14 protein-coding genes and 1 pseudogene are annotated in these 23072 nt (G+C 44.4%); 7 read left to right on the top strand and 8 right to left on the bottom strand.

Features of this window, described 5'->3' with window-relative positions; all coding sequences use genetic code 11:
- Positions 1-58 precede the first annotated feature (58 nt).
- The 6 genes and pseudogenes from HMPREF3002_RS11325 to HMPREF3002_RS05910 form a co-directional block, all read left to right on the top strand.
- Positions 59-151 (top strand): annotated as a pseudogene (locus HMPREF3002_RS11325) (CPBP family intramembrane glutamate endopeptidase); the annotation flags it as partial.
- 147 nt (positions 152-298) lie between these two features.
- Positions 299-2530: a glycoside hydrolase family 31 protein gene (locus tag HMPREF3002_RS05930; RefSeq protein ID WP_070665558.1), complete on the top strand. Its 2232-nt coding sequence runs from the start codon at positions 299-301 to the stop codon at positions 2528-2530.
- A 68-nt stretch (positions 2531-2598) separates the two neighbouring features.
- The gene (locus HMPREF3002_RS05925; protein WP_023919043.1) at positions 2599-4206 is read left to right on the top strand and encodes an alpha-glucosidase; all 1608 of its coding nucleotides are present in this window, start codon (positions 2599-2601) and stop codon (positions 4204-4206) included.
- A 740-nt stretch (positions 4207-4946) separates the two neighbouring features.
- Positions 4947-7196: a 5-methyltetrahydropteroyltriglutamate--homocysteine S-methyltransferase gene (metE, locus tag HMPREF3002_RS05920; RefSeq protein WP_070665557.1), complete on the top strand. Its 2250-nt coding sequence runs from the start codon at positions 4947-4949 to the stop codon at positions 7194-7196.
- 113 nt (positions 7197-7309) lie between these two features.
- The gene (gene metF, locus HMPREF3002_RS05915) at positions 7310-8185 is read left to right on the top strand and encodes a methylenetetrahydrofolate reductase [NAD(P)H] (protein WP_049486236.1); all 876 of its coding nucleotides are present in this window, start codon (positions 7310-7312) and stop codon (positions 8183-8185) included.
- Between the two features lie 132 nt (positions 8186-8317).
- Positions 8318-11254, top strand: coding sequence for an ATP-binding protein (locus HMPREF3002_RS05910; protein WP_070665555.1), 2937 nt, complete (start codon positions 8318-8320; stop codon positions 11252-11254).
- Positions 11255-11379: 125 nt separating this feature from the next.
- Here HMPREF3002_RS05910 and hutG read toward each other — a convergent pair whose 3' ends face one another.
- From hutG to HMPREF3002_RS05870, 8 genes are all read right to left on the bottom strand, one after another.
- A complete protein-coding gene (gene hutG / locus HMPREF3002_RS05905; protein ID WP_024054987.1) occupies positions 11380-12372 on the bottom strand; it encodes a formimidoylglutamase in 993 nt (330 codons plus the stop codon).
- An 82-nt stretch (positions 12373-12454) separates the two neighbouring features.
- On the bottom strand, positions 12455-13996 hold the full coding sequence (gene hutH, locus HMPREF3002_RS05900; RefSeq protein ID WP_070595442.1) for a histidine ammonia-lyase: 1542 nt from the start codon (positions 13994-13996) through the stop codon (positions 12455-12457).
- A gap of 215 nt (positions 13997-14211) precedes the next feature.
- Positions 14212-15555 (bottom strand): APC family permease, encoded by a 1344-nt coding sequence (locus HMPREF3002_RS05895; protein ID WP_070665554.1) that lies wholly within the window; start codon positions 15553-15555, stop codon positions 14212-14214.
- Positions 15556-15576: 21 nt separating this feature from the next.
- Entirely contained in the window at positions 15577-16155 is a 579-nt protein-coding gene (locus HMPREF3002_RS05890; protein WP_070665553.1) for a HutD/Ves family protein, read from the bottom strand.
- 15 nt (positions 16156-16170) lie between these two features.
- Complete coding sequence (locus HMPREF3002_RS05885; RefSeq protein ID WP_070449929.1) at positions 16171-17844, bottom strand: formate--tetrahydrofolate ligase; 1674 nt, start codon at positions 17842-17844, stop codon at positions 16171-16173.
- 35 nt (positions 17845-17879) lie between these two features.
- A complete protein-coding gene (locus tag HMPREF3002_RS05880) occupies positions 17880-18509 on the bottom strand; it encodes a cyclodeaminase/cyclohydrolase family protein (RefSeq protein ID WP_003018741.1) in 630 nt (209 codons plus the stop codon).
- Positions 18510-18521: 12 nt separating this feature from the next.
- Positions 18522-19421 (bottom strand): glutamate formimidoyltransferase, encoded by a 900-nt coding sequence (gene ftcD / locus HMPREF3002_RS05875; RefSeq protein WP_003008641.1) that lies wholly within the window; start codon positions 19419-19421, stop codon positions 18522-18524.
- Between the two features lie 83 nt (positions 19422-19504).
- Positions 19505-21535 carry a urocanate hydratase gene (locus tag HMPREF3002_RS05870; protein WP_049490357.1) on the bottom strand — a complete coding sequence of 677 codons (2031 nt, stop codon included), beginning with the start codon at positions 21533-21535 and terminating at the stop codon, positions 19505-19507.
- Between the two features lie 199 nt (positions 21536-21734).
- Between HMPREF3002_RS05870 and hutI the strand changes: the two genes are divergently transcribed.
- Positions 21735-22982, top strand: a complete 1248-nt coding sequence (gene hutI / locus HMPREF3002_RS05865) for an imidazolonepropionase (RefSeq protein WP_070595438.1) — start codon at positions 21735-21737, stop codon at positions 22980-22982.
- The last annotated feature ends 90 nt before the right edge of the window (positions 22983-23072 follow it).

Genomic DNA, 23072 nt, shown 5'->3' with positions numbered 1-23072 from the left:
TCCTGGATTGCTGAAATCATCCACTGGATAATTTGACCTAACGTCCGTCCTCAAGGACGTCAAGAATCTCTTGCCATTTTTCCTCATGCTTGCCTTGGCAGATATGTTTGGCTCGAGTCTCATGTATCTCTTGATCAATTGGGGAAGTTGATCTTATAAAATTTTAGGAAAGGCTCTGTCAAGTGTTGACAGGCCTTTTTTTGAGTGCTATAGTAAAATCGTAAGCGCTTACCTAGTGAGGCGAACCAGATGAAAAGAGGGCTAGTCAGATGCCCTATAAAAAGAGGAGGACAGACAAATGGCAGGACCAGTGATAAAGGGAGAAAACTATCGGATCTCCGTATTAACGGAATCCTTGGTGCGCTTGGAATACTCAGAGGATGGTGTTTTTGAAGATGGTCAGACGCAAGTTGTACAAAATCGAGATTTTGGACCTGTTGCCTGTGAGGTTGTAGAGACAGAAGCTGTTCTCGACCTTCATACAGAGCATCTCCACCTCCATTTTGAAAAAGGACCTTTTGCACCGGATCGGCTTTTTATCGAACTCAAGGGTCAGTATGCAGTCTATGGGAGCCGGTGGCATTATGGAGATCAGCCGGAGACCTTAAAGGGGACCAGTCGGACGCTTGACGAGGTCGATGGGGCTATGGAGTTGCAAGATGGGATCTTGAGCAAGGCCGGTTATGCTCTTTTAGACGATTCCGCTTCCTACTTGTATGATGACGAAAGCGGGTTTAGAGCACGGCCCTATCCAGAAGTGGATTTGTATTTCTTCGGTTATGGGCGCGATTATCTAGGTGCCTTGAAAGATTTTTACCATCTGACAGGACAGCCACCCCTCTTGCCACGTTATGCTCTGGGAAACTGGTGGAGCCGCTATTGGCCTTATACCAGTCAGGAGTACACAGATTTGATGGATCGTTTCAAAGCAGAAGGGGTGCCTCTAGCAGTCAGTGTGATCGATATGGATTGGCACAAGACGGCGATTCCAGCTCGCTTTGGAAGTGGTTGGACTGGCTATAGTTGGAACCGGGATTTGATTCCTGATCCAGCTGCTTTCTTAAATGGCCTGCATGAGCGTGGTTTAAAGGTGACCTTAAATGTCCATCCGGCAGATGGAATTCGCGCCTTCGAAGATGCTTATCCCATGGTCGCAAAACGCTTGGGACTGGATGCGGAAAAAGAAGAAGCGGCTAGCTTTGACTTTTATAGTCCGGCCTTTCGCGAAGCTTATTTTGAAGATGTCCACCATCCTTTGGAAGATCAAGGAGTGGACTTTTGGTGGATTGATTGGCAGCAAGGTAGTCATGGCAAGATGGATCCCCTTTGGTTGTTAAATCACTATCATTATCTAGACAATTGTCGAAAAGGCCAAGCTGGTCTCATCTTATCGCGTTATGGGGGTCCTGGTAGCCATCGGTATCCGATTGGTTTTTCAGGGGACACTATTGTGACTTGGGAATCCCTAGCCTTTCAACCCTATTTTACTAGCACAGCTTCCAATATCGGCTACACCTGGTGGAGTCATGATATCGGTGGCCATATGCGGGGCTACTATGATGAAGACTTGGCTCTTCGATGGTTGCAGTTTGGGGTCTTTAGCCCGATTAATCGTCTCCATAGTTCTTGTAATGCCTTTAACAGCAAGGAACCGTGGTTTTACTCGCCTGAGACCTGTCGCTTGATGAAGCAGTATTTGCGCCTGCGCCATGGCCTACTACCTTATCTCTACACCATGAATGTGGCGACACACGAAGAAGGGCTACCTTTGGTTCAACCCCTCTATTACCACTATCCAAATGAAGAAGAGGCTTATGAAGCGAAGAATCAATATTTCTTTGGTAGTGAACTCATGGTGGCACCAATTACCGAAGCGCTGGATCCTGTCTTTCATAGTGCTTCTGTGAGCGTTTGGTTCCCAGACGGCGTTTGGTACGATTTCTTCCATGATTGGAAGTATGAAGGAAGAGGCAAGCTTACGGTCTTTAGGACCAGCCAGGATATTCCGGTCTTTGCACGTGCAGGAGCCATCATCCCTATGGATGCACAACCACAGACAGGAGTAGACCTTCCAGAAATGCTGGACTGGCATCTCTTCCCAGGTGACAATCGTTCCTTCGTACTCGTCGAAGGAGAAGGAGCTAGCAAGGTTGAAACCCGCCTAACAGTCGATTGGGATGAAAAAAAGATTAGGATGGATCTGTCAGGTGATCTAGCCTTGCTTCCTGAAAAGAGACAGCACCGGTTCTTCCTCCATACCTTAGAGACAGCCCCTATCTTAGTAGACAATCAAAGTCAAGAAATTGCGATGGGTGAGCTGCAATCGCGTCCTACTGCAAAAGAAGATCGGATGTTTGAACTCTTGAAATCTGCCAACCTGGCCTACGATAGGAAAAATGAATTATTTGCGGCTTGTTCAAGAGCGAAGGATTGGAAACAGTTGATGAAGGTCATCACACCTTTGGAGGAAGGCTTGCGCCAACGTCTCTTTGAAGTGATTTATTCCAGTGAAGAGGGAGAAGACTTGTAAACTCTTGCAATTTCACCCCTATTTTTGTATGATGAAAATGATTTCACAATCATAAAGGAGAAGAAAAAATGGAACAAAAATGGTGGCATAACGCCGTAATTTACCAAGTTTATCCAAAAAGTTTCAAGGATAGTAATGGCGATGGCATAGGGGATCTCAAGGGGATCACGAGCAAGCTAGACTATCTGGAAAAGCTAGGGATTACAGCCATCTGGCTCTCACCAGTCTACAAGAGTCCCATGGATGATAACGGCTATGACATCTCGGATTACGAGGATATTGCCTCCATCTTTGGTACCATGGAAGATATGGAAGAATTGATCGCAGAAGGTCAGAAACGCAAGATCAAAATCATCATGGACTTGGTGGTCAACCATACCTCTGATGAGCATGCTTGGTTTATCGAGGCGCGTGAAAATCCAGACAGTCCAAAGCGGGATTTCTATATTTGGCGCGATGAGCCCAATGGCATTATTTCTGCTTTTAGTGGCTCTGCTTGGGAGTTCGATGAAGCTTCTGGTCAATACTACCTGCATAACTTTAGTAAGAAGCAACCAGACCTTAACTGGGAAAATGAGGAGCTCCGTCATCAGATCTATGACATGATGAATTTCTGGATTGACAAGGGAATTGGTGGCTTCCGTATGGATGTGATCGATATGATCGGTAAGATCCCAGATCAGGAAATCATCAGCAATGGTCCCATGCTCCATCCTTACTTGAAGGAAATGAATCAAGCGACCTTTGGCGATAAGGATCTGCTCACAGTGGGAGAAACTTGGGGAGCAACTCCAGAGATTGCCAAGCAATACTCCAATCCAAAAAATCAAGAATTGTCCATGGTTTTCCAATTTGAACACATAGGCCTTCAATACCAACCGGGTCAACCAAAGTGGCACTACGCTAAGGAATTGGATGTGCCTAAATTGAAGGAAATTTTCACCAAGTGGCAGACGGAATTAGGAGAAGAGGAAGGCTGGAATTCCCTCTTTTGGAACAACCACGATTTGCCACGGATTGTGTCAACTTGGGGGGATGATGGCGACTACCGTGTCAAATCTGCCAAGGCTTTAGCGATTCTGCTTCACTTGATGAAGGGAACTCCTTATATCTATCAAGGGGAAGAAATCGGGATGACCAATTTTCCATTTAAGAGCCTTGAGGACGTAGAAGATATTGAGTCGATCAACTATGCTCATGAAGCCTTAGAAAAAGGGGTTCCTCTCGAAGTGATCATGGATCAAATCCGCCATATTGGTCGGGACAATGCCCGGACACCGATGCAGTGGAATGATGAAGCAGAAGCTGGCTTTACGACAGGTCGTCCATGGCTTGCGGTCAACCCAAACTACAAAGAGATCAATGTGGAGGCTGCCCTAGCAGATCCAGACTCTATTTTCTATACCTACCAAGCCCTCATTGCTTTGAGAAAAGAGTATCCTTGGCTTGTGACTGCTGATTATGAATTGGTGGACGCAGCAGACAAGGTTTTTGCCTACAAGCGTGTAGAAGGAGAGCAAGCCTATTTGGTGGTTGTCAATCTCTCCAGTCAAGAGCAAGAGTTGCCGATCGTTAATGGGGTTGAAGAGGTTCTTATTGCCAATACCAAGGTAGAACAAGTCCTCGAATCAGGCAAGTTAGCCCCTTGGGATGCCTTCTGTGTCAAATTAGCCTAATAAAAGTAAGAAAAATAGAGGAAATTACTTCCTCGTAGAAGCAGGTCTTTCTCAGTTGAGAAGGACTGTCAGAATGAGGACGAAGTCATCTAAAAAACTTTCCTTAGGTGAGGACGGACGTCAGCGAACTTCTACGAAGTTCCAAGACTAAATCAAGATACAAAGGGAGACTGCGGATAAAGGCAAAATAGGAAGTTTGACGAAGAATCTTTAGATTCTAGGAGAACTTATCTTTTTGACACAATCCGCAGCCCGTGTTCAATTCGTATTGAGCCCCTTCGCTCTTTAATTTCTGGGCTCAGGCTAAAACAGTTTCCCAAACTGTTTTACTCTCAAAACTCCCGAGTGCTAGAAACTAGTGTTTCTAGCACTTTTCTCACGGCGGAAAGTTTCAGTAGATGATAGAATCATTCTAACGAATACATTTTTATAGAATTTCTTAGATTTGTAAACAGAAGCAGTTTGTTTATGCTTGCACAGGTCTTTCTCAATAGAGAAGGCCTGCTTTGCTTTTTAGAGGCTGTCCTTCTAGCGAAATCCGCTCAAAAATGGTTCAGGGACGCTTGGGCTATAGGAAATATTTATAAGAAGTCCTAGTTTTTGCTTTTGATTTCTGCTCTCAAGGCCCATTAAATCTGTGTTATAGTTTTTGGCTATATCAAAATTCGTGTAAAAGCAATTATACAAGACGGCTATCTTCTGATATGATAGTGTCAATTAGAATTTTTGGAGGACACAACATGTCAACTACAATTATCGGTTTCCCACGTTTGGGTGAATTCCGTGAATTAAAATTTACAACTGAAAAATACTTTAGAAAAGAAATCTCAGCAGACGAGCTCTTGGTAGCTGCTAAAGACTTGCGCGCAAAACACTGGAACATTGTTAAAGAACAAGGCATCTCAGAGATTCCTTCAAATGACTTCTCACACTACGACAATTTCCTTGATGCGGCCTTCCTTTTCAACGTCGTGCCTGCATCTGTTCAAAACTTGGATTTGACAGACCTTGAACAATACTTCGCTTTGGCGCGTGGTTACCAAGGTGAAAAAGGGGATGTCCGTGCCCTTCCAATGAAAAAATGGTTTAACACCAACTACCATTACATCGTTCCTAAATTTGAAAAAGCGACAGAAGTGAAATTGGCTGGTCACAAGATTTTTGATGAGTACCAAGAAGCCAAAGAATTGGGGATCAACACTCGTCCAGTAGTGGTTGGACCATTCACTTTCCTTCAATTATCTGACTTTGAAGATGGTGTGAAAGCTGAGGACTTCGTAGACAGCTTGGTTGCTGCTTATCAAGAAGTTTTTGCCAAATTGGCTGAGCTTGGTGCGACTCGTATTCAACTCGATGAGCCAGCTCTTGTTAAAGATTTGTCAGCTGAAGAAAAAGCTCTCTTCTTGGACCTCTACAACAAACTCTTGGCTGATAAGAAAGGCCTTGAAGTCTTGATCCAAACCTACTTTGGTGATGTTCGTGATGTCTACAATGACCTTGTGAACTTGCCAGTTGATGGTATTGGTCTTGACTTTGTTGAAGGCAAGAAAACACTTGAATTGGTGAAAGGTGGCTTCCCAGCTGATAAGACCCTTTATGCTGGTATTGTGAATGGGAAAAACATCTGGCGCAACAACTATGAAAAGAGCTTGGAAATCTTGGATCAAGTTCCAGCTGAAAAAGTTGTCTTGACAACTTCTTGCTCCCTTCTTCATGTGCCGTTTACAACGGCTAACGAAGATTTTGAACCAGCTATTTTGAACCACTTCGCCTTTGCAGTTGAAAAATTGGGTGAATTGCGTGACTTGGATGCCATCCGCAATGGTCAAGGGGCAGAAGCTCTTGCTGCCAACAAAGAACTCTTTGCAACAGAACGCGTTGGAGCAAATGCTGAACTTCATGCTCGTATCGCAGCCTTGACAGAAGCAGACTACACTCGTTTGCCAGCTTTCGCAGAACGGGAAGAAATCCAAAAAGAAGCCTTCAAGCTTCCAGCACTTCCAACAACTACCATCGGTTCATTCCCTCAAACCAAGGAAGTACGTGCCAAACGTTTGGCCTTCCGTAAGGGTGAATTGACACAAGAAGAATACGATGCCTTTCTTGCTGAAACGATTGACGAATGGATCAAATGGCAAGAAGAAGTTGGATTTGACGTACTTGTACACGGTGAATTCGAGCGTAACGACATGGTTGAGTACTTCGGTCAAAACTTGTCTGGTTACCTCTTCTCTAAAAACGGTTGGGTACAATCATACGGTATGCGTGGGGTTAAACCACCAATCATCTGGGGTGATGTGACTCGTCTTAACCCAATCACTGTGAAATGGTCTAGCTACGCACAAAGCCGCACAGACAAACCGGTTAAAGGGATGTTGACTGGACCTGTTACCATCCTTAACTGGTCATTCCCACGCGAAGATATCTCTATCAAGGATTCTACTCTTCAAATCGCTCTTGCTATCAAGGATGAAGTTCTTGACCTTGAAGCTGCAGGCGTGAAAATCATCCAAATCGACGAAGCTGCTCTTCGTGAAAAATTGCCACTTCGTCGTAGCGACTGGTACGAAGACTATCTTGATTGGGCGATTCCAGCCTTCCGTTTGGTACACTCAACTGTCGCACCAGACACCCAAATCCACACTCACATGTGTTACTCAGAATTTACAGATATCATCCCAGCTATCGACAACTTGGATGCAGACGTTATCTCATTTGAGGCAAGCCGTTCAAACCTTGAAATCTTGGATGAGTTGAAAGCGAAAAACTTCCAAACAGAAGTTGGACCTGGGGTTTACGATATCCACTCACCACGTGTCCCACAAGACGGTGAAATTGATCACACTATCGAAGCAATCTTGGCTAAAGTACCAAGTGGCAAAGTTTGGATCAACCCTGACTGTGGTTTGAAGACTCGCGGAATTAAAGAAACAAAAGAAAGCTTGATCAAGCTGGTTAATGCTGCTAAAGAAGCGCGTGAACACTTGTAAGAAATGTTTCGAGGACCTTCTATCATCGTGTAGAGGGTTTTCGAATCGTTCCCTTATCCTAGAAATAGTGGCTCAGAGTTCTTGATCAAAGAAACAAAAGAAAAGGATAGAATATGTCACAACACACACCGTCTCTGTCATTTGAAGTTTTTCCTCCAAATCCTGAAGTAGGCAATGCCAAACTCTTACGTGCCTTGGCAAATATGCAGGAGCTAGCTCCTCACTTTATTAGTGTGACCGCTAGCAATAATAAATACAATATCAAAGAGACGACGGTTGCTTTAGCCAATTACATTCAAAATGAATTGTCTATTCCGACGATTGCTCACTTACCAGCCGTCTATTTGAGCAAGGAAAAAGTAGCTGATACTCTTCATGAGTTAGATGAAGTAGGGGTTCATCGGATTTTGGCTCTGCGTGGGGATATTATCCCGGGTGTGGAACCTTTAAAAGACTTTCGTTATGCAACGGATCTGATTGAATTTATCAAAACAGAAGCGCCCCATTTTGAGGTAATTGGTGCCTGCTATCCTGAGGGACATCCGGATTCTCCCAACCAAATTTCAGATATTCAAAATCTTAAAAAGAAGGTAGATGCAGGGTGCTCTAGCTTGGTCACTCAACTTTTCTTTGATAATGAGCGTTTCTATGATTTTCAAGATAAGTGTACCTTGGCTGGGATCAATGTTCCTATTCATGCAGGAGTGATGCCGATTCTCAATCGCAATCAGGCCCTTCGTCTCCTTAAGACTTGTGAAAATGTTCATATCCCACGGAAGTTTAAAGCCATTCTGGACAAGTATGAGCATGATCCAAAGTCTCTTCGCGCAGCTGGCTTGGCTTATGCAGTCGATCAAATCGTTGATTTGGTTACTCAAGATGTGGCAGGTGTCCATCTTTACACCATGAACAATGAAGATGTCGCTTACCACGTCTACCAAGCGACAAAGGATTTATTTGCTCATCAACCGAATTTTGAAGTGAATTAATCAACACTTTTAGTAGGAAGTGTAGAGATTGAGAAAGAATCGTTCTCAGTCTCTTTTTATTTGGATAAATTACTTGCTAAAAGCCAACTTTTTTTTTATAGTATTAATATGAAGTTTTTGGAGGCGCTTGCAATGAAGAAAGATCTCACGTTAAAGTTATTTGGACCCCCTAAGGTTGTTTTCAATCAGAAAACTATTCGGTTTTCTTTTTCGAAGATGGAGGCCTTGCTTTATTATTTAGCGGTCATGGGCCAGGTCAACCGCGATGAAATAGCCGGTATCCTTTGGGGAGATAAGGAAAACCAAGTAGCTCGCAAAAACTTACGGAATACGGTTTACCAAGCCAATAAAATCTTTGAAGGAGATATCATTGTCTCTCCAAGTCGGAGCAGTTTGGCCCTTAATCCTGATTTGAGCCTTTCTTTGGATGTCAAACTCTTTGAAAGAGATCCACTAAGTGCCTTGGATCTTTATCGGGGAGACTTTTTAGAGGGCTTCTATGTCAAGGATGATGAAGACTTTGATCAGTGGGCTTCTCGCAAACGAGATGCTTATAGGAAGCTCTATGTCGAAAGCTGCTATCAAAAAATTGAAAAGGTCGGTTTCGGAGACTCTAGTATAGAACTCTTGCTCCATCATTTGGTAGAGTTGGATGAATTTGAAGAAAAGAACTACCAACTCTTGATGGAGTATTATAGCTTCCATCATCAGCTAGGAAAATTTTTTGAAACCTATTATAAGCTAGTCGATTTATTGGATCGCGAGCTCAGTGTGCGTCCCAGTCGAGCAATTGAGGAACTTTATCACTCGGTTTTGGAAGCCAAACGAACTCATAAACTGACCAATCGCTTGAATATTCGTGAACTTTCTTTCTTTGGTCGGAAACAAGAACTCTCGCAACTCGAGGAATACCTTTCCTTAGTCGAGACGGGTGAAGCGGTTGGTCCTTTTCTCGTGATGGGGCAATCTGGAACAGGTAAGAAACGTCTCTTACGGCAGTTGGTCTTGATGTCCAATCGCAGTTTTAATTTTATCAAGGTTGAAGGAAGAGCTACTAGTCAGCGCTACGAAGGAAGCAGCTGGAATGATCTCAGACAAGCGCTAGAGAAACTGGGGGATGAGATGGGGATTTCATTTCTGGAAGAGGAGGATGATCTCATTTCGGTATGGAATCAGCTTCAGGGACTTAGCAAAGAAAAACCCCTCCTGATCCTGCTTGAAAACGCCCAGTGGATCGATGCAGTGTCTCTAGAAAAAGTGAAACAACTAGAGGAGAGAAGAAACCAGGAGAAATGGCAACTAATTTTTACAGCTGAAGAGCCTCTGCCAGCTTCCTTCGTCAACTTCTTGGGGAGCTTGAAGGTAGAGAAACGGCTGTCTCAACTAGAGTTGACCAATTTTGATCCAAGTGAAAGTCGTGCTCTCTTGAAAGGGGAACTGGGAGCAATAGAGCCGGCAATGATGGAGAAGATGGTCGAATGGAGTGAAGGCAGTCCCTTCTTACTATCCAGCTATATCGAAGAGTGGAAAGAAAATGAAAATTTAGAACCCTTGCCTGATATCATTCAAGCTTATCTTTCTCAGGAGCTTGGGGATATGAGCAGCGAGGAAGAGGCTCTTCTACACTACCTATCTTGTTTTCATAAGCCAATTTCTCTGTCTATCTTGGCGGAATTGACGGCTACAGAGCTTCCTGTTTTGACAGAATTAATCGAGCCTTTATCTGAAAGAGCGATCGTCTCAATCGTAGAAGAAGGAGAGGCTCTCATGGTTCAATTCTGCAAGCAATTGGTGGCCATGTATTGTTACCATCTTCTTTCGCCAGCTAGACGGCGGCTCTTCCACCAACAAATTGCGCAAAAATTGGAAGAAACTTTAGAAGATTCGACGGACCTTCTTCTTTATAAGGAAATTGCCTACCAATACAAGCAATCCCAAAATCTCCTGCGCTCCATATCTTTTGAGTTGACCTACTTAGAAGAAATCCTTCAGCTGGAGCATGAGCTGTTTCCGATTTATTCCAAGGTAGATGAGGGGTTCCTATCAGATGGTACAAATAGCCATTTGGACATTTTTGGAGAGCTATCCCGCATTCGCCAAGAATTAGATAACCTCTTTTCAAGGCACCAAAGAGATAGAGAATACAAGCATTTACAACTGCGTTACTTGTACCTAGAAGGTCGCTATTTTATTCGAAGTGGGGAGTATCAAAAGGGGATTCATGATATCCAAAAAGTCATCTCCTATGCGCGGGAACTCAAACAGTCAGACTTCCTCTTAGAGGGTTATCGGCAAATCATTTATTATTGCATTCAAACGGAAAATATCTCTGAGATGGCCTATTATACAGATTTAGCTTTGGAAGATGCCATCCAAGCTAATAATCATGAGGTCATCGCGATTCAGTTGCGTTTGAAGGGCTTGTATCACCTGATGGTTGGGGATGAGGAGCAGGCGACCCGGCATCTGTATCGCTCCATTGATTGCTTTAGTTTGACCAATAGCATGCAGGCCAAGTATGCCATTCAAATTGCGGCTTCTTTGGCCTACCTCGCTGAAATCGAGCAAGTGAGAGGCCATTTCCAAGTAGCTGTCACCCACTTAGAAGAGGTTCTGCGTTTGGTGGGAGATCAGGCTGTTGATTCCGTCCGTGTCGTCTTTGATATTGATCTTGGGATCGCCTATTATTGGAAGGGAGATTTGATCCAAGCTCGCCGTTGTTTTGACAAAGCTCAGAAGATTTTGTCCAGTGTTCGCTTCCCTTGGAAGGAAGAGTTGCTCGAATTTTACCAATCTTTAATTGCTTGCCAGCAAGGGGATCAGGAGAAGGTTGCGGCTTATCTGGCTCGAAAAGAAAGGACGATGAAACAATCTGCCAATTCACGGGATAAGGGGATGGTTCATTATCTATTAGCTTACTTATCTGATCAAAAGGAGAAAGGAATAGAGCTCGCTCCTGCCCTGAGCACCTTCTTAAAAGAAGATAAAAATTACTACAAAAAGGTGGCAGAGCAACACTTGAATCCATACAGAGATCGTCAGTTTCTTAAGAAATTAAAAGACCTGTAGTGTCTCTTATCTAAATCATAAGAGAAGGCTAAGAGGCCATGCCTCCTTTCAGGCGAAAATGAAAAAAGCATAGAAATACCCAAGCAATGGGTGTTTCTATGCTTTTTATGTGTGTAGAAATCTTCTTAGTTCAGTTTTTGTTGCGCCAATATTTGGGTCAAGTAAAAGATAAAGGTCGCAGCAAGGTTTGAAGTATGGTTGTCAATGTCATGAGGAGGAGAAACTTCCACGACATCAAATCCGATTAGCTTACCACTAGCAGCAATGTGTTGGAGAAGCAGAAGGGCCAGTTTGGGATCGACACCCAATGATTGGATGGCGCTAACACCAGGAGCAGAGCCGACCGCAAAGCAATCCATATCAATAGACAGATAGATCGCGGTTTGGTTTTCTAAAAATTGATCGATTCGATCCAGAATGGCTTGGTGGCTCATCTGGAAGAGGTCTTGCCCTGTTAAGAAATCAATGCTTGGTGTTTTAGCGACATAATTAAAGAGGAAGAGGTTGTTATTGTGCTCTTGGATCCCAAGGATGAGGTAAGGGAAGTCCTGACCTTTTTCTTTAGCATGATCAGCCATTTGACGAAATCCTGTTCCAGAATTGGGACCGGTTTGGTCGTATGGCCGCAAATCAAAGTGGGCATCCAGATTGATCACAGCCAGTTGTTCATCTTTTTCTAAACTGGATTGAATCCCTAGATAGTGGCCGTACGCAGTTCCGTGACCGCCTCCTAGGACAATAGGTTGGATCCCTAATTGGTACATGCGCTGGATCGCTTGTGAGAGACTTTCTTGGAGTTCTTCTAGTGAATGGTTGGGCCCGTCAATATTTCCCACATCATACACTGTCACATTGGTTCCCCAGTGCCATGGAAGTTTAGCGATTTGAGAACGGATGGCTGTAGGCCCCTCGACTGCTCCTACACGCCCATTATTGATATAGACTCCTTTGTCGCTCTTAAAGCCGATGATCCCAAAGGTCATACCCTCAAATGGAGTGAGGGTCTCGTCGTTTAGGTCTAAAAATTTGGTGACCATTCCCCATTTGGCCGTGTAGGGATTGTCCTCGATGCTACCTTGGTAGTAGCTGTAGGTCATTGGATAGTAGTTTGTGAGCAAGCTTGTCGCCTCCCTTATTTTTCTGAAAGCAGGCAGAGGCTGAGAAGATCGCCAGCCTCTGTTTTGCTTTATTCTTACTGTATCAGTATTGAATGCTTAAGTCAACTGCTTTTTCGATGGTTGCTAAGAATTCTTCGCTTTCGACAACAGCAGAAGCTTTATTGAGTTCTTCAAAGATTTCGATATCTTTGTCAAATTCAATGAAGTTCAGTTTTTGACGAATCAGCTCATAAGCTGGTTTTGTCCCTTTACCAAGTTCATGATTTTCTGGTTTGAGATCTAAGGCTTGGCAGGCTGCCATGATTTCAGTAGCAACGATGCGACGTGAGTTTTTAAGAATTTCTGCTGCTTTACGAGCGGCAGTCGTTCCCATACTGACGAAATCTTCTTGGTTTTCACAAGATGGAATAGAATCGACACTAGCAGGGTGAGCCAAAATTTTATTTTCCGATGCAAGGGATGCACAAGCATACTGGGTAATCATGAAGCCTGAGTTGAGTCCAGGGTGTTTGACCAAGAAGGATGGTAATTTACTGAGTTGGCTGTTGACCAAGCGTTCCACCCGACGTTCGGATACATTCCCAATTTCAGAAAGGGCAATGCCTAAGAAGTCAAATGGTTGCGCCATTGGTTCACCGTGGAAGTTACCTCCTGAGATGACGTGTCCTTCTTTGGTAATGATTGGGTTATCTGTGACAGAGTTGATTTCGATTTCAACTTTTTCTTTTACGTAAGCAATAGAATCCTTGCTGGCCCCATGAATTTGAGGGATACAGCGAAGTGTATAAGGATCTTGGACCCGTTGTTGAGTCGCAACAGTGGTATTCTTGCTTCCTTCAAGAAGGTTACGGATGTTGCGAGCAGTTGCCAATTGTCCACTTTGTGGGCGGATGGTATGAAGGTCTTCTTCGAATGGACTGGTAATTCCATTGTGAACTTCCATTGAGAGAGCACCAGCGATATCAGAGAGTTTGAGCAATTGGATACCATCATAAGTCGCAAGAGCACCGATACCCGTTAGGACGGTTGTACCGTTGATCAAGGCAAGCCCTTCTTTGGCAGCCAATTGGATCTTTTCAATTCCAGCACGATCTAGGGCTTCTTGACCACTGAGAAGTTCTCCTTTGTAATAGGCACGTCCAAGACCCAACATTGGTAAAACCATATGAGAAAGAGGAGCAAGGTCTCCAGAAGCTCCGAGAGAGCCTTTTTCAGGGATATAAGGAGTGACTCCTTTGTTGAGCAATTCTAACAGTTTTTCAACGGTTGACAGACGAATGCCAGAATAACCTTTCAATAGTGAGTTAATACGGATCAGCATGATGGCACGAACGGCATCTTCAGGAAGTGGATCACCGAAGCCAGATGAGTGAGTTCGAATCAGGTTTTCTTGCAGTTGAACAGTATCTTCTGGAGAGATGCTGACATTACAGAGGGAACCAAAGCCAGTGGTTACACCATAGACGACTCGTTTTTCCCGGACAATGTCATCAACGATTTTACGGGATGCGATAACGGCTTCTTTGGCTTGTTCATCAAGCTCACATTGGGCACCGTGCCGAGCTACAGCGATGACTTCTTCGAGTGTTAAGCTATTACCATCTAAATGAATCAATTGAGTCATATAAAACCTCCGATTATGAATAGTTGTTCTGTGGAAGTAGTGTTGTTTACTTCGGTTTGAATACCAAACATGGGCCCATTGTCTATTGATCTAAAGAATTGAAAAGAGTCATAGAGAAAAGGGCTCAGGTTTGACATTCGTGGAGTCCTAGATGGGTTAGGGAGCAAAACCGAGCTTCGCTCCCGTCTCTGTTCCCATCTAGTGTGTAAAGAAAATTAGTGAGGAAGGGCTTTCGATTTATGTAGTTTATCGCCGTGGAAAACAAAGTAGAGTCCACTTGCGATCACTAGACCGATGGCACCCCAAACAAAGTTCATCATGTTGTCCCCTGCAATCATCAAGATACTGACCACAACGGCTAGAACTGGGATAACGGGACCAAATGGTACTCGGAAGGTAACCTTTTTGTCTGGGTACATTTTTCTGAGTTTGATGGCTGCCAAAGCTGTTGGAATGTATTGGAAGAAACGGAAGACAACACTAAAGGTTGCTAAGGATTCAAAAGAGCCAGATAACAAGAGTAAGAAAGCGAAGATACCAGAAATGATAATGGCAATGACAGGAGCATTCTTAGAGTTTGTTTTTCCAAGACCCTCTGGTAAGAGTTTTTCAGTTGCTAATGCGGCACCGAAACGAGGGACCATGATGGATTCACCGATGTTTAGACCGGCGATTGAAATGAGGGCTCCGTAAGAAACAAGGGGAGCTCCGATAGGGCCAATCATTTCGACAAATGCGTCTTGTACTGGTGCACCAGTTTGCATAATGCGACCACCAAGCATGGCGATTGTTCCTGCGATGATCAACATGTAGAGAACAGATACAATACTGATAGAACCTAGAATAGCGCGGGGAACGTTCTTTTCAGGGTTGCGCATTTCCCCTGCAACGATAGACATGGTTTCAAATCCGATGAAACCGTAGAAGATGTAGACGGCTGTACTAGAAATAGAACTGAAGAGGTTTGTTCCACTTTCCAATTGAAGGAAAGGTGTGAAGTTGCCCTTGCTCACGCCACCGGAAATGAAGAAGATGGCAAAGAGTGAGAAGAGGACAATTGGAATTAATTTTGCAACAGTAGCTGTCAGAGTAAACATCTTAGAGGTTTTCAGACCGGCAATGTTCATCAGACTCAAGAGAATCAGCATACCGATACTGATCGGAAGGTTGTAGCCTTCAAATGCTGGGAAGGTGATGATGAAGATCTTAGCAAATCCGGCTAACATGGCAGCCCAAGCGATAACAGTAACGGCCCAACCGAGAATCCCAACGTTAAAGCCAACGAAGTCTCCGAAAGCGGCTTTTGAGTATTGCATAGCTCCACCGTTTTTGTCGAAGTAGCCAGCTGTTTCAGCCAGACAGGCTGATAGTAGCATGACGAGAATGGCAACCCCGAACATGACAGCTAGAGAAGCTGGTCCGAGGCCAGAATAAATTTTTTGAGGGAGGAGGAAGATACCAGATCCGATTACGGCGTTGATACCGTAAAGAGTGGCACCGCTAAAGCTGAATTTCGCTTTTTCTTGTTCCTCAATCGACTGTTTATGTGCTCCGTTCATAATGTTTCTCCTTTGTGAACATTATTGTAGTCCAGTCCAGATAGCAATCGGTTGCTCCCCAGACTGATGGGGTAAAAACGTGATTGTCATCTCTTGAAGAGGAGATGCTTGTTCGATCACCAGGAGCTCGTGAGTTTGGAGAGTTTGAGAATGATTGTTTCCCCATTCGAGTGTTAGTGGACAGAGAGCGTAGATCAATTGATAGCGACTCTGACTTTTGACACTCTCTTTTGGGGATATAGCACTCATATGCCCCTGATAAGAAGGTTTGTAAATCAAATTAAAGTCTTGACAAGTCCCTTGGCTAGATACAGGATCTCCCCCATCAAAGAAGTAGCTTTGAAAGGGGTTCAAAACCACTTCTTTATGGTGATGGGTGAGCCTAATGGAGGCATTCAAGGGCATCAAGATTCGGTAGTAGCCAGTGAGATCGGTAAAGTTACTTTTTTCAACCTCTACCGTTGCAGTGGAGAGGCGGAAGTCAAATGTCCGATCTGGATAGCTTCCTCCCTCTGGGGAGAGAAAGAGTTGGGTGGTTTGGCCACCGGACCAAGTAGAAATTTGATAATCTGCGGGGGTAAGATGAAGGAGAGTCACCATAGGACGCCTTCTTTCTTAAAAGAGACCAGTGATATTGCCGTGGGCATCGATATCAATCTTTTCACTGGCAGGTGCTTTTGGTAGGCCAGGCATGGTCATAATGGTACCGGTGAGAGCTACGATAAAGCCAGCTCCGGCAGCTACCTTGAGATTACTGATTTTAACAGTGAAGTCTTTAGGTGCTCCCATCTTCTTCGCATCATCTGAGAAGGAGTATTGGGTTTTGGCCATACAGATTGGGTAGTTTGAGAAGCCAAGAGCTTCCAATTCTTTCAGTTCGCGTTTGGCTGCTGGTGTTAAGCTGATGCCTTTACCACCATAGACTTTTGTGACGATCTTGGTCAATTTTGTTTCAATGCTGTCTTCTTCGTCATAGACATAAGAGAAGTGGTTTTCTTCTTGAGCCAGTTGAATGACTTTTTCAGCCAAGTCACGACCACCAGCCCCACCATGTGCCCAGACATCTGAAATGACGACATCTACGTGACGTTTCTTACAAGATTCATAGACAGCTTCTAGCTCTGCCTCAGTATCCAGTGGGAATTTGTTAATGGCAACGACCACTGGTAGGCCATAGACTTCTTGGATGTTGGCCAAGTGTTTGTCTAGGTTTGGTAGACCATCGATAACGGCTTGGACATTTTCAGTAGCCAAGTCCGCTTTGGCAACCCCACCATGCATTTTGAGGGCACGGATGGTTGCGACGAGGACAACGGCAGCAGGTTTGAGTCCAGCCATACGGCACTTGATGTCGATGAATTTTTCAGCGCCTAAGTCTGCTCCAAAACCAGCTTCTGTCACGACATAGTCTGCATATTTGAGGGCTAGTTTAGTAGCCAGCACACTGTTACAGCCATGAGCGATATTGGCAAATGGTCCACCGTGGATAATAGCAGGAGTATGTTCTAAAGTCTGCACCAAGTTCGGATGAATGGCATCTTTGAGGACAGCTGCCATGGCCCCTCCAGCCTTGAGGTCTTTGGCTGTGACCGGTTGTCCTTGGTAGTTGTACCCGATAATGATGCGATCAAGACGTTCTTTGAGATCAAGGATATTTTCAGAGAGACAGAGAATGGCCATGATTTCAGAAGCCACTGTGATGTCAAAGCCATCTTCACGAGGAACCCCGTTTGTTTTTCCTTGAAGACCATCGACAATATGACGGAGTTGACGGTCGTTCATATCGACCACCCGTTTCCATGTGATGCGACGAGAATCGATGCCCAACTCATTGCCGTGATGGATGTGGTTGTCAATCAAAGCAGCAAGGAGGTTGTTGGCAATCCCAATGGCATGGAAGTCTCCGGTAAAGTGAAGGTTGATATCTTCCATTGGAACCACTTGGGCGTACCCGCCACCGGCAGCTCCACCCTTGATCCCAAAGACAGGGCCAAGAGAAGGTTCGCGCAGGGCAATGACGGCTTTTTCACCAATAGCTGAAAGAGCATCGACCAAGCCAACAGAGGTGGTTGTCTTTCCTTCTCCAGCAGGTGTTGGTGAGATGGCTGTCACGAGGATCAGCTTTCCATCTTCCTTATCCTTGAGTTGTTCCAGTTGGTTGCTATCAATTTTTGCCTTGTATTTTCCGTAGAGCGAAATATCGTCTTCGGTCAATCCAAGTTCGGCAGCGATATCGGTGATGGGCTTCATTTGGACAGAATTGGCAATTTCAATATCCGATAAAACCATAGAATCCCTTCTTTCTTTATTTTTATTTGCTAGGTTTAAGATAGACTTTCTAAAATGGTTTGGTAAATGTTATCTGCAAGATCAGAACCGGTTTGGAGGAGTTTGAGTCCCTTACCGTGGTATTCTTGGACAAAGTCTTGGTCCTTGATTCCTGAAATGTTGATCAGGACATTGAGCCAAGCCCCCTGAAGACCAGCTTTAAGATTCAGAGCAGCTACCCCTAAGTCACTAGCCGCATTGGTGTTGGACTTGCCAACAGCTTCTTTTGTTGTTTCAAGCGCTTCAACGATGAGCTCCATCATAGAGAAAGGAGATACTGTCGCATGTTTCAAAGCTTTTTGCATGGCTTCACGACGAGCGGCTTTCTCTTCTTCCGTTTCCTTTGGAAGATCAAAGACTGCTGATACAACGTTGAAAGCTTCTGTATCTTTGTCGATGGCTTCTAGTAATTGGTCTTGGAGGTGAGCGCTTTTTTCATGAACCCCTTTGATGTGGTCTTCAAATTCTGCGTATTTTTTCTTTCCAATGGTCAGTTCACAGACCATTTTGGTAAGGGAAATCCCATTCGCAGCAGATAGAGCAGCAGCAGAACCACCACCTGGAGCTGGAGCATCCGAACCAAGGACCTTGGCAAACTCCGTAATACTTAAGTCAACTAGTTTCATAGAACTCCCTTTCTAACCCAACAAGTGATTTTCCAAGACTTGTTTGCTGTAGTCAAAGTCTTCTAATTGTAAGTAGTATTCAGCAGAGTCGATCAAAGCCTTAGCAGGAGCCAGTCCAATGAGTTCTGTTCCGATGATGCGAACACCATAGCGTTGCGCTTCGAAACGAACGGTTTCCACAACACGATACAATGGGAATTGTTCCAAGTTGACCATGTTGATGGAGACTTGGGCGATGTTGCGATCTTCTAGCATGACACCGATCGCTTTACAGTATTTGTATCCACCGCTTGATCCACGAATGATTTTAGAAATCTTATTGGCAATCTCTAGGTCGTCTGTATCAAGGTTGATATTGAAAGCAACGAGTGGCATCCGGACACCGACAGCTGTAACCCCTGCAGTTGGGTGAATCTTGCGTTCACCGTAGTCTGGCTTCCAGTCTTCTTCCAACAATTTTTCTGGCATTCCTTCAAATTGTCCTTTACGCACTTTGGCCAAGTTCTTCCGTTCTGGGCGAGTTGCAGCATCTTCGTAAAGGAAGATTGGAATACCTAATTCACGATTGATGCGTTCGGCCACTTTATTAGCAATCTCAACGCATTCAGCTGTAGTGATATCTTTAACGGGAACGAATGGACAAACGTCTGTTGCCCCCATACGAGGGTGTTCGCCTTCGTGCTTGGTCATATCAATGTTTTCAGAAGCGTATTTCACTAATTGGAAAGCCACTTCTTGAATGCTTTCTTCATCTCCAACGAGTGTAAAGACGCTGCGGTTGTGACTGGCGTCAGACGAGTAGTCTAGTAAAGTGACACCTGGAATACTTTTTGCTGTTGCTGCTAATCCGTCGATCACAGCTTGATTGCGTCCTTCAGAGAAGTTTGGAATACACTCAACAATTTTTGCCATATGATTACCTCTTTTTATAGGAGAAGTTGGGGAGGAGGAGTCTTTGCATTTTCCTCCCCTTTCTCAGTTTTTATTTTTTGATGTTAAAACAATTTTTGAACGGCTTCTTTGACCAAATCTTCATCTGCCAGATACGGAATGGTGATGTGGTCTGTTCCTGCATGGAGACGGTTGTACTCGATCGCTGTTTCAATGGCATGGTTATTCCGTGCCCAGTTCCGACGAGCAACCCCACCCATAGTGTCCCAGGCAATGGCAGACTTGATAATTTCATCGATCCGGTGGCTACCGTCTAGGACGAGACCAAATCCACCGTTGATAGCTTTACCAATACCAGTACCACCACCGTTGTGGAGAGCGACGAGACTCATACCGCGAGCAGCGTTACCAGCGTAACATTGAACCGCCATGTCACAAGTGACGTTCGAACCATCTTTGATGTTTGATGTTTCACGGAATGGAGCATCTGTACCAGATACGTCGTGGTGGTCACGTCCGATCATGACCGGTCCGATCTTGCCTTGGCGAATGAGTTCATTGAATTTCAAAGCAATGTTGACACGGCCCATACAATCTTGATAGAGGATACGTGCTTGTGTACCAACCACCAGTTGGTTCTTTTCCGCATCGCGAATCCAGTTGTAGTTGTCGCGGTCTTGGTAGCGACGAGTTGGATCGATCGCTTCCATGGCTGCATGGTCAGTTGCAATCAAGTCTTCGTGTTTACCGCTGAGGCAGACCCAACGGAATGGACCATAACCATAGTCAAAGAGCATAGGTCCCATGATATCTTCTACATAAGATGGCCAAATGAAGCCGTCTTTGTCATCCAAGCCATTCTTAGAAATTTCCTTGATGCCTGAGTCGTAAACAGATTTCATGAAGGCATTACCGTAGTCGAAGAAGTAAGTACCTTTAGCTGTCAAGGCTTTAATCACTGCAAAGTGACGAGCCAAGGTTTCATCAACCAAACGGCGGAAGGTTTCTTTGTCTTCTGCCAGCAAACGTGTCCGTTCTTCAAAGCTAATGCCAACTGGGCAATAGCCACCATCATAAACGTTGTGACAAGAGGTTTGGTCAGATAAGAGATGAACATGGACTTGGTGTTCGTTGACATATTCGAGCAAGTCTACGATATTACCATGGTAGGCAATCGAAGTTGATTCACCAGCTTCCAGTGCTGCTTGAGCCAATTTCACAGCTTCTTCAGCACTGTCGGTCACTTGGCTAATCCAGCCTTGAGAGTGACGAGTTTCGATCCGAGAGCGGTCCACTTCTGCAACGATGGCAACCGCTTTTGCGATTTCAGCTGCTTTCCCTTGAGCTCCGCTCATTCCACCGAGACCAGATGAAATGAAGAGTTTACCGGTCAAGTCGCCGTCATCAGGAACACCGAGTTTGAGACGACCAGCATTGAGAAGGGTGTTGAAAGTACCGTGAACGATCCCTTGAGGACCAATGTACATCCAGCCACCAGCCGTCATCTGACCGTAGTTGGTCACTCCCATTTCTTCAGCGATTTCCCAGTCGCGCATGTTGTCATACTCACCGATCAAGAGACCGTTGGTAATGACGACACGAGGAGCTTCTGGTTTCGATTTGAAGAGACCCAGAGGGTGACCCGATTCAACCACCAAGGTTTGGTCTTCTGTCATGACTTCCAAGTATTTCTTGATCAAGTTGTATTGCATCCAGTTGGCACAGACAGATCCTGTTTCCCCATAAGTGACCAATTCATATGGATAAAGAGCAATTTCAAAGCTCAAGTTGTTGTCGATCATGACCTGCATAGCCTTAGCAGCAGTGCATTTTCCTTTGTACTCATCGATTGGTTTTCCATAGATGCGATCTTTTGGACGGAAGCGATAGCCATAGATCCGACCGCGAGTTCTTAGTTCTTCCAGAAATTCTGGGATCAACTCTTGGTGGAATTTTTTAGGAATGTAACGCAAAGCATTTTTAAGGGCAATTTCAGTCTGAGCTTGCGTTAAGCGGAAGCCTCTATCAGGTGCACGACGGATGCCTTCTTGAAAAGTCGCCTTTTCAGGTAGGACATCAAAGTCAAGTTTGACAGACATAGCAGCTGCAATTTCTTTCTCGTCTATAAATGACATAGCAGAACCCTCCTTATAGTTGGACTGTGAATTTATATTTTCTTTATTGTATCGAAGAAACGTCAATAAAGAGTCAAAAAAAAATATAATTTTTAATAAAGCAAAAAAAAATGAGGGAAAAACTTTTTGACTTTTTTTTGACGCTTTTTCTGTAGAATTGTAAAATGAATAACAATGGAAATAGAAAGGAATGTTTCATATGTCTGCTGATATCCTATTAACCCACTTTAATCAATTGTTTTGTCCGAATGATCTAGGCCATCCTCTCTATGGAAAAGAGATGGCAGAAGCGCAAATCCTTTCCGATGCTTATATTGCCATTAAAGATGGAAAGATTCTTGCAGTTGGGACAGGTCAACCAGACCCAGAACTGATCGATGACCATACGGAAGTCAAATCCTGTGAAGGAAAAGTTGCGACTCCTGGCTTGATTGACTGCCACACCCACTTGGTCTATGGAGGCAGTCGGGAGCATGAATTTGCGAAAAAATTAGCGGGTGTTTCTTACTTAGACATCCTCGCCCAAGGCGGTGGAATTCTGAGCACGGTTCGGGCGACACGGGAAGCTTCTTTTGAAAATCTCTATGACAAGTCCAAACGACTGTTGGATTACATGTTGCGTCATGGGGTGACTACCGTTGAGGCTAAGAGTGGCTATGGTTTGGATTGGGAAACAGAAAAACGCCAACTAGATGTAGTAGCTGCCTTGGACCGTGACCATGAAATTGATCTGGTTTCAACCTTTATGGCAGCCCATGCGATCCCGACAGAGTATAAGGGCCGTTCTCAAGAGTATTTAGATCTCATCATTGAGCAAATGCTTCCAAAAGTGAAGGAAGAAAAGTTAGCTGAATTCTGTGATATCTTCTGTGAAAAAGGTGTCTTTACAGCAGATGAATCTCGCTATCTTCTTTCTAAAGCTAAGGAGATGGGCTTCAAGTTACGGATTCATGCGGATGAGATCGAATCCATTGGTGGTGTTGATGTGGCGGCTGAATTGGAATCTACTAGTGCAGAACACTTGATGGTGATTACCGATGAAGGCATTCAAAAATTAGCTGCAGCAAAAGTGATTGGAAATCTTTTGCCTGCTACAACCTTCAGCCTCATGGAAGATACCTATGCACCGGCTCGTAAGATGTTGGACGCTGGCATGGCCATCACCCTGACAACAGATAGCAACCCAGGATCTTGTCCAACAGCCAATCTCCAGTTTGCCATGCACTTGGGTTGCTTCATGATGCGCCTAACTCCAGTAGAAATTCTCAATGCAGTGACCATCAATGCGGCCTATTCAGTTGATCGTGCTAAAACAATCGGCTCTTTCGATGTTGGCAAACAGGCCGACATTACCATCTTTGACGCACCAAATCTAGATTATCTCTTCTATTTCTTTGCGACAAATCTCGTGACAGATGTCTACAAGAAAGGTCAAAAAGTCATTTAACTGACTCCATTTCATTTGGGACTTTGCTGGTTTGCAAAAATCAGCAAAGTCTTTTTTTAAAACGTATCCCTGTAGGGAATGGAACCACTT

Source organism: Streptococcus sp. HMSC065E03 (assembly GCF_001815045.1).
GTDB lineage: Bacteria > Bacillota > Bacilli > Lactobacillales > Streptococcaceae > Streptococcus > Streptococcus parasanguinis_AD.
This window is presented reverse-complemented; position numbering and strand designations above follow the sequence as displayed.

Excerpts from the sequence above, each read along its gene's own strand:
- HMPREF3002_RS05870 (WP_049490357.1), bottom strand. The coding sequence starts at position 21,535 with ATGTCATTTATAGACGAGAAAGAAATTGCAGCTGCTATGTCTGTCAAA.
- hutI (WP_070595438.1), top strand. The coding sequence starts at position 21,735 with ATGTCTGCTGATATCCTATTAACCCACTTTAATCAATTGTTTTGTCCG.
- HMPREF3002_RS05895 (WP_070665554.1), bottom strand. The coding sequence starts at position 15,555 with ATGAACGGAGCACATAAACAGTCGATTGAGGAACAAGAAAAAGCGAAA.
- metE (WP_070665557.1), top strand. The coding sequence starts at position 4,947 with ATGTCAACTACAATTATCGGTTTCCCACGTTTGGGTGAATTCCGTGAA.
- HMPREF3002_RS05885 (WP_070449929.1), bottom strand. The coding sequence starts at position 17,844 with ATGGTTTTATCGGATATTGAAATTGCCAATTCTGTCCAAATGAAGCCC.
- HMPREF3002_RS05880 (WP_003018741.1), bottom strand. The coding sequence starts at position 18,509 with ATGAAACTAGTTGACTTAAGTATTACGGAGTTTGCCAAGGTCCTTGGT.
- HMPREF3002_RS05925 (WP_023919043.1), top strand. The coding sequence starts at position 2,599 with ATGGAACAAAAATGGTGGCATAACGCCGTAATTTACCAAGTTTATCCA.
- HMPREF3002_RS05890 (WP_070665553.1), bottom strand. The coding sequence starts at position 16,155 with ATGGTGACTCTCCTTCATCTTACCCCCGCAGATTATCAAATTTCTACT.
- ftcD (WP_003008641.1), bottom strand. The coding sequence starts at position 19,421 with ATGGCAAAAATTGTTGAGTGTATTCCAAACTTCTCTGAAGGACGCAAT.
- HMPREF3002_RS05910 (WP_070665555.1), top strand. The coding sequence starts at position 8,318 with ATGAAGAAAGATCTCACGTTAAAGTTATTTGGACCCCCTAAGGTTGTT.
- metF (WP_049486236.1), top strand. The coding sequence starts at position 7,310 with ATGTCACAACACACACCGTCTCTGTCATTTGAAGTTTTTCCTCCAAAT.
- hutH (WP_070595442.1), bottom strand. The coding sequence starts at position 13,996 with ATGACTCAATTGATTCATTTAGATGGTAATAGCTTAACACTCGAAGAA.
- HMPREF3002_RS05930 (WP_070665558.1), top strand. The coding sequence starts at position 299 with ATGGCAGGACCAGTGATAAAGGGAGAAAACTATCGGATCTCCGTATTA.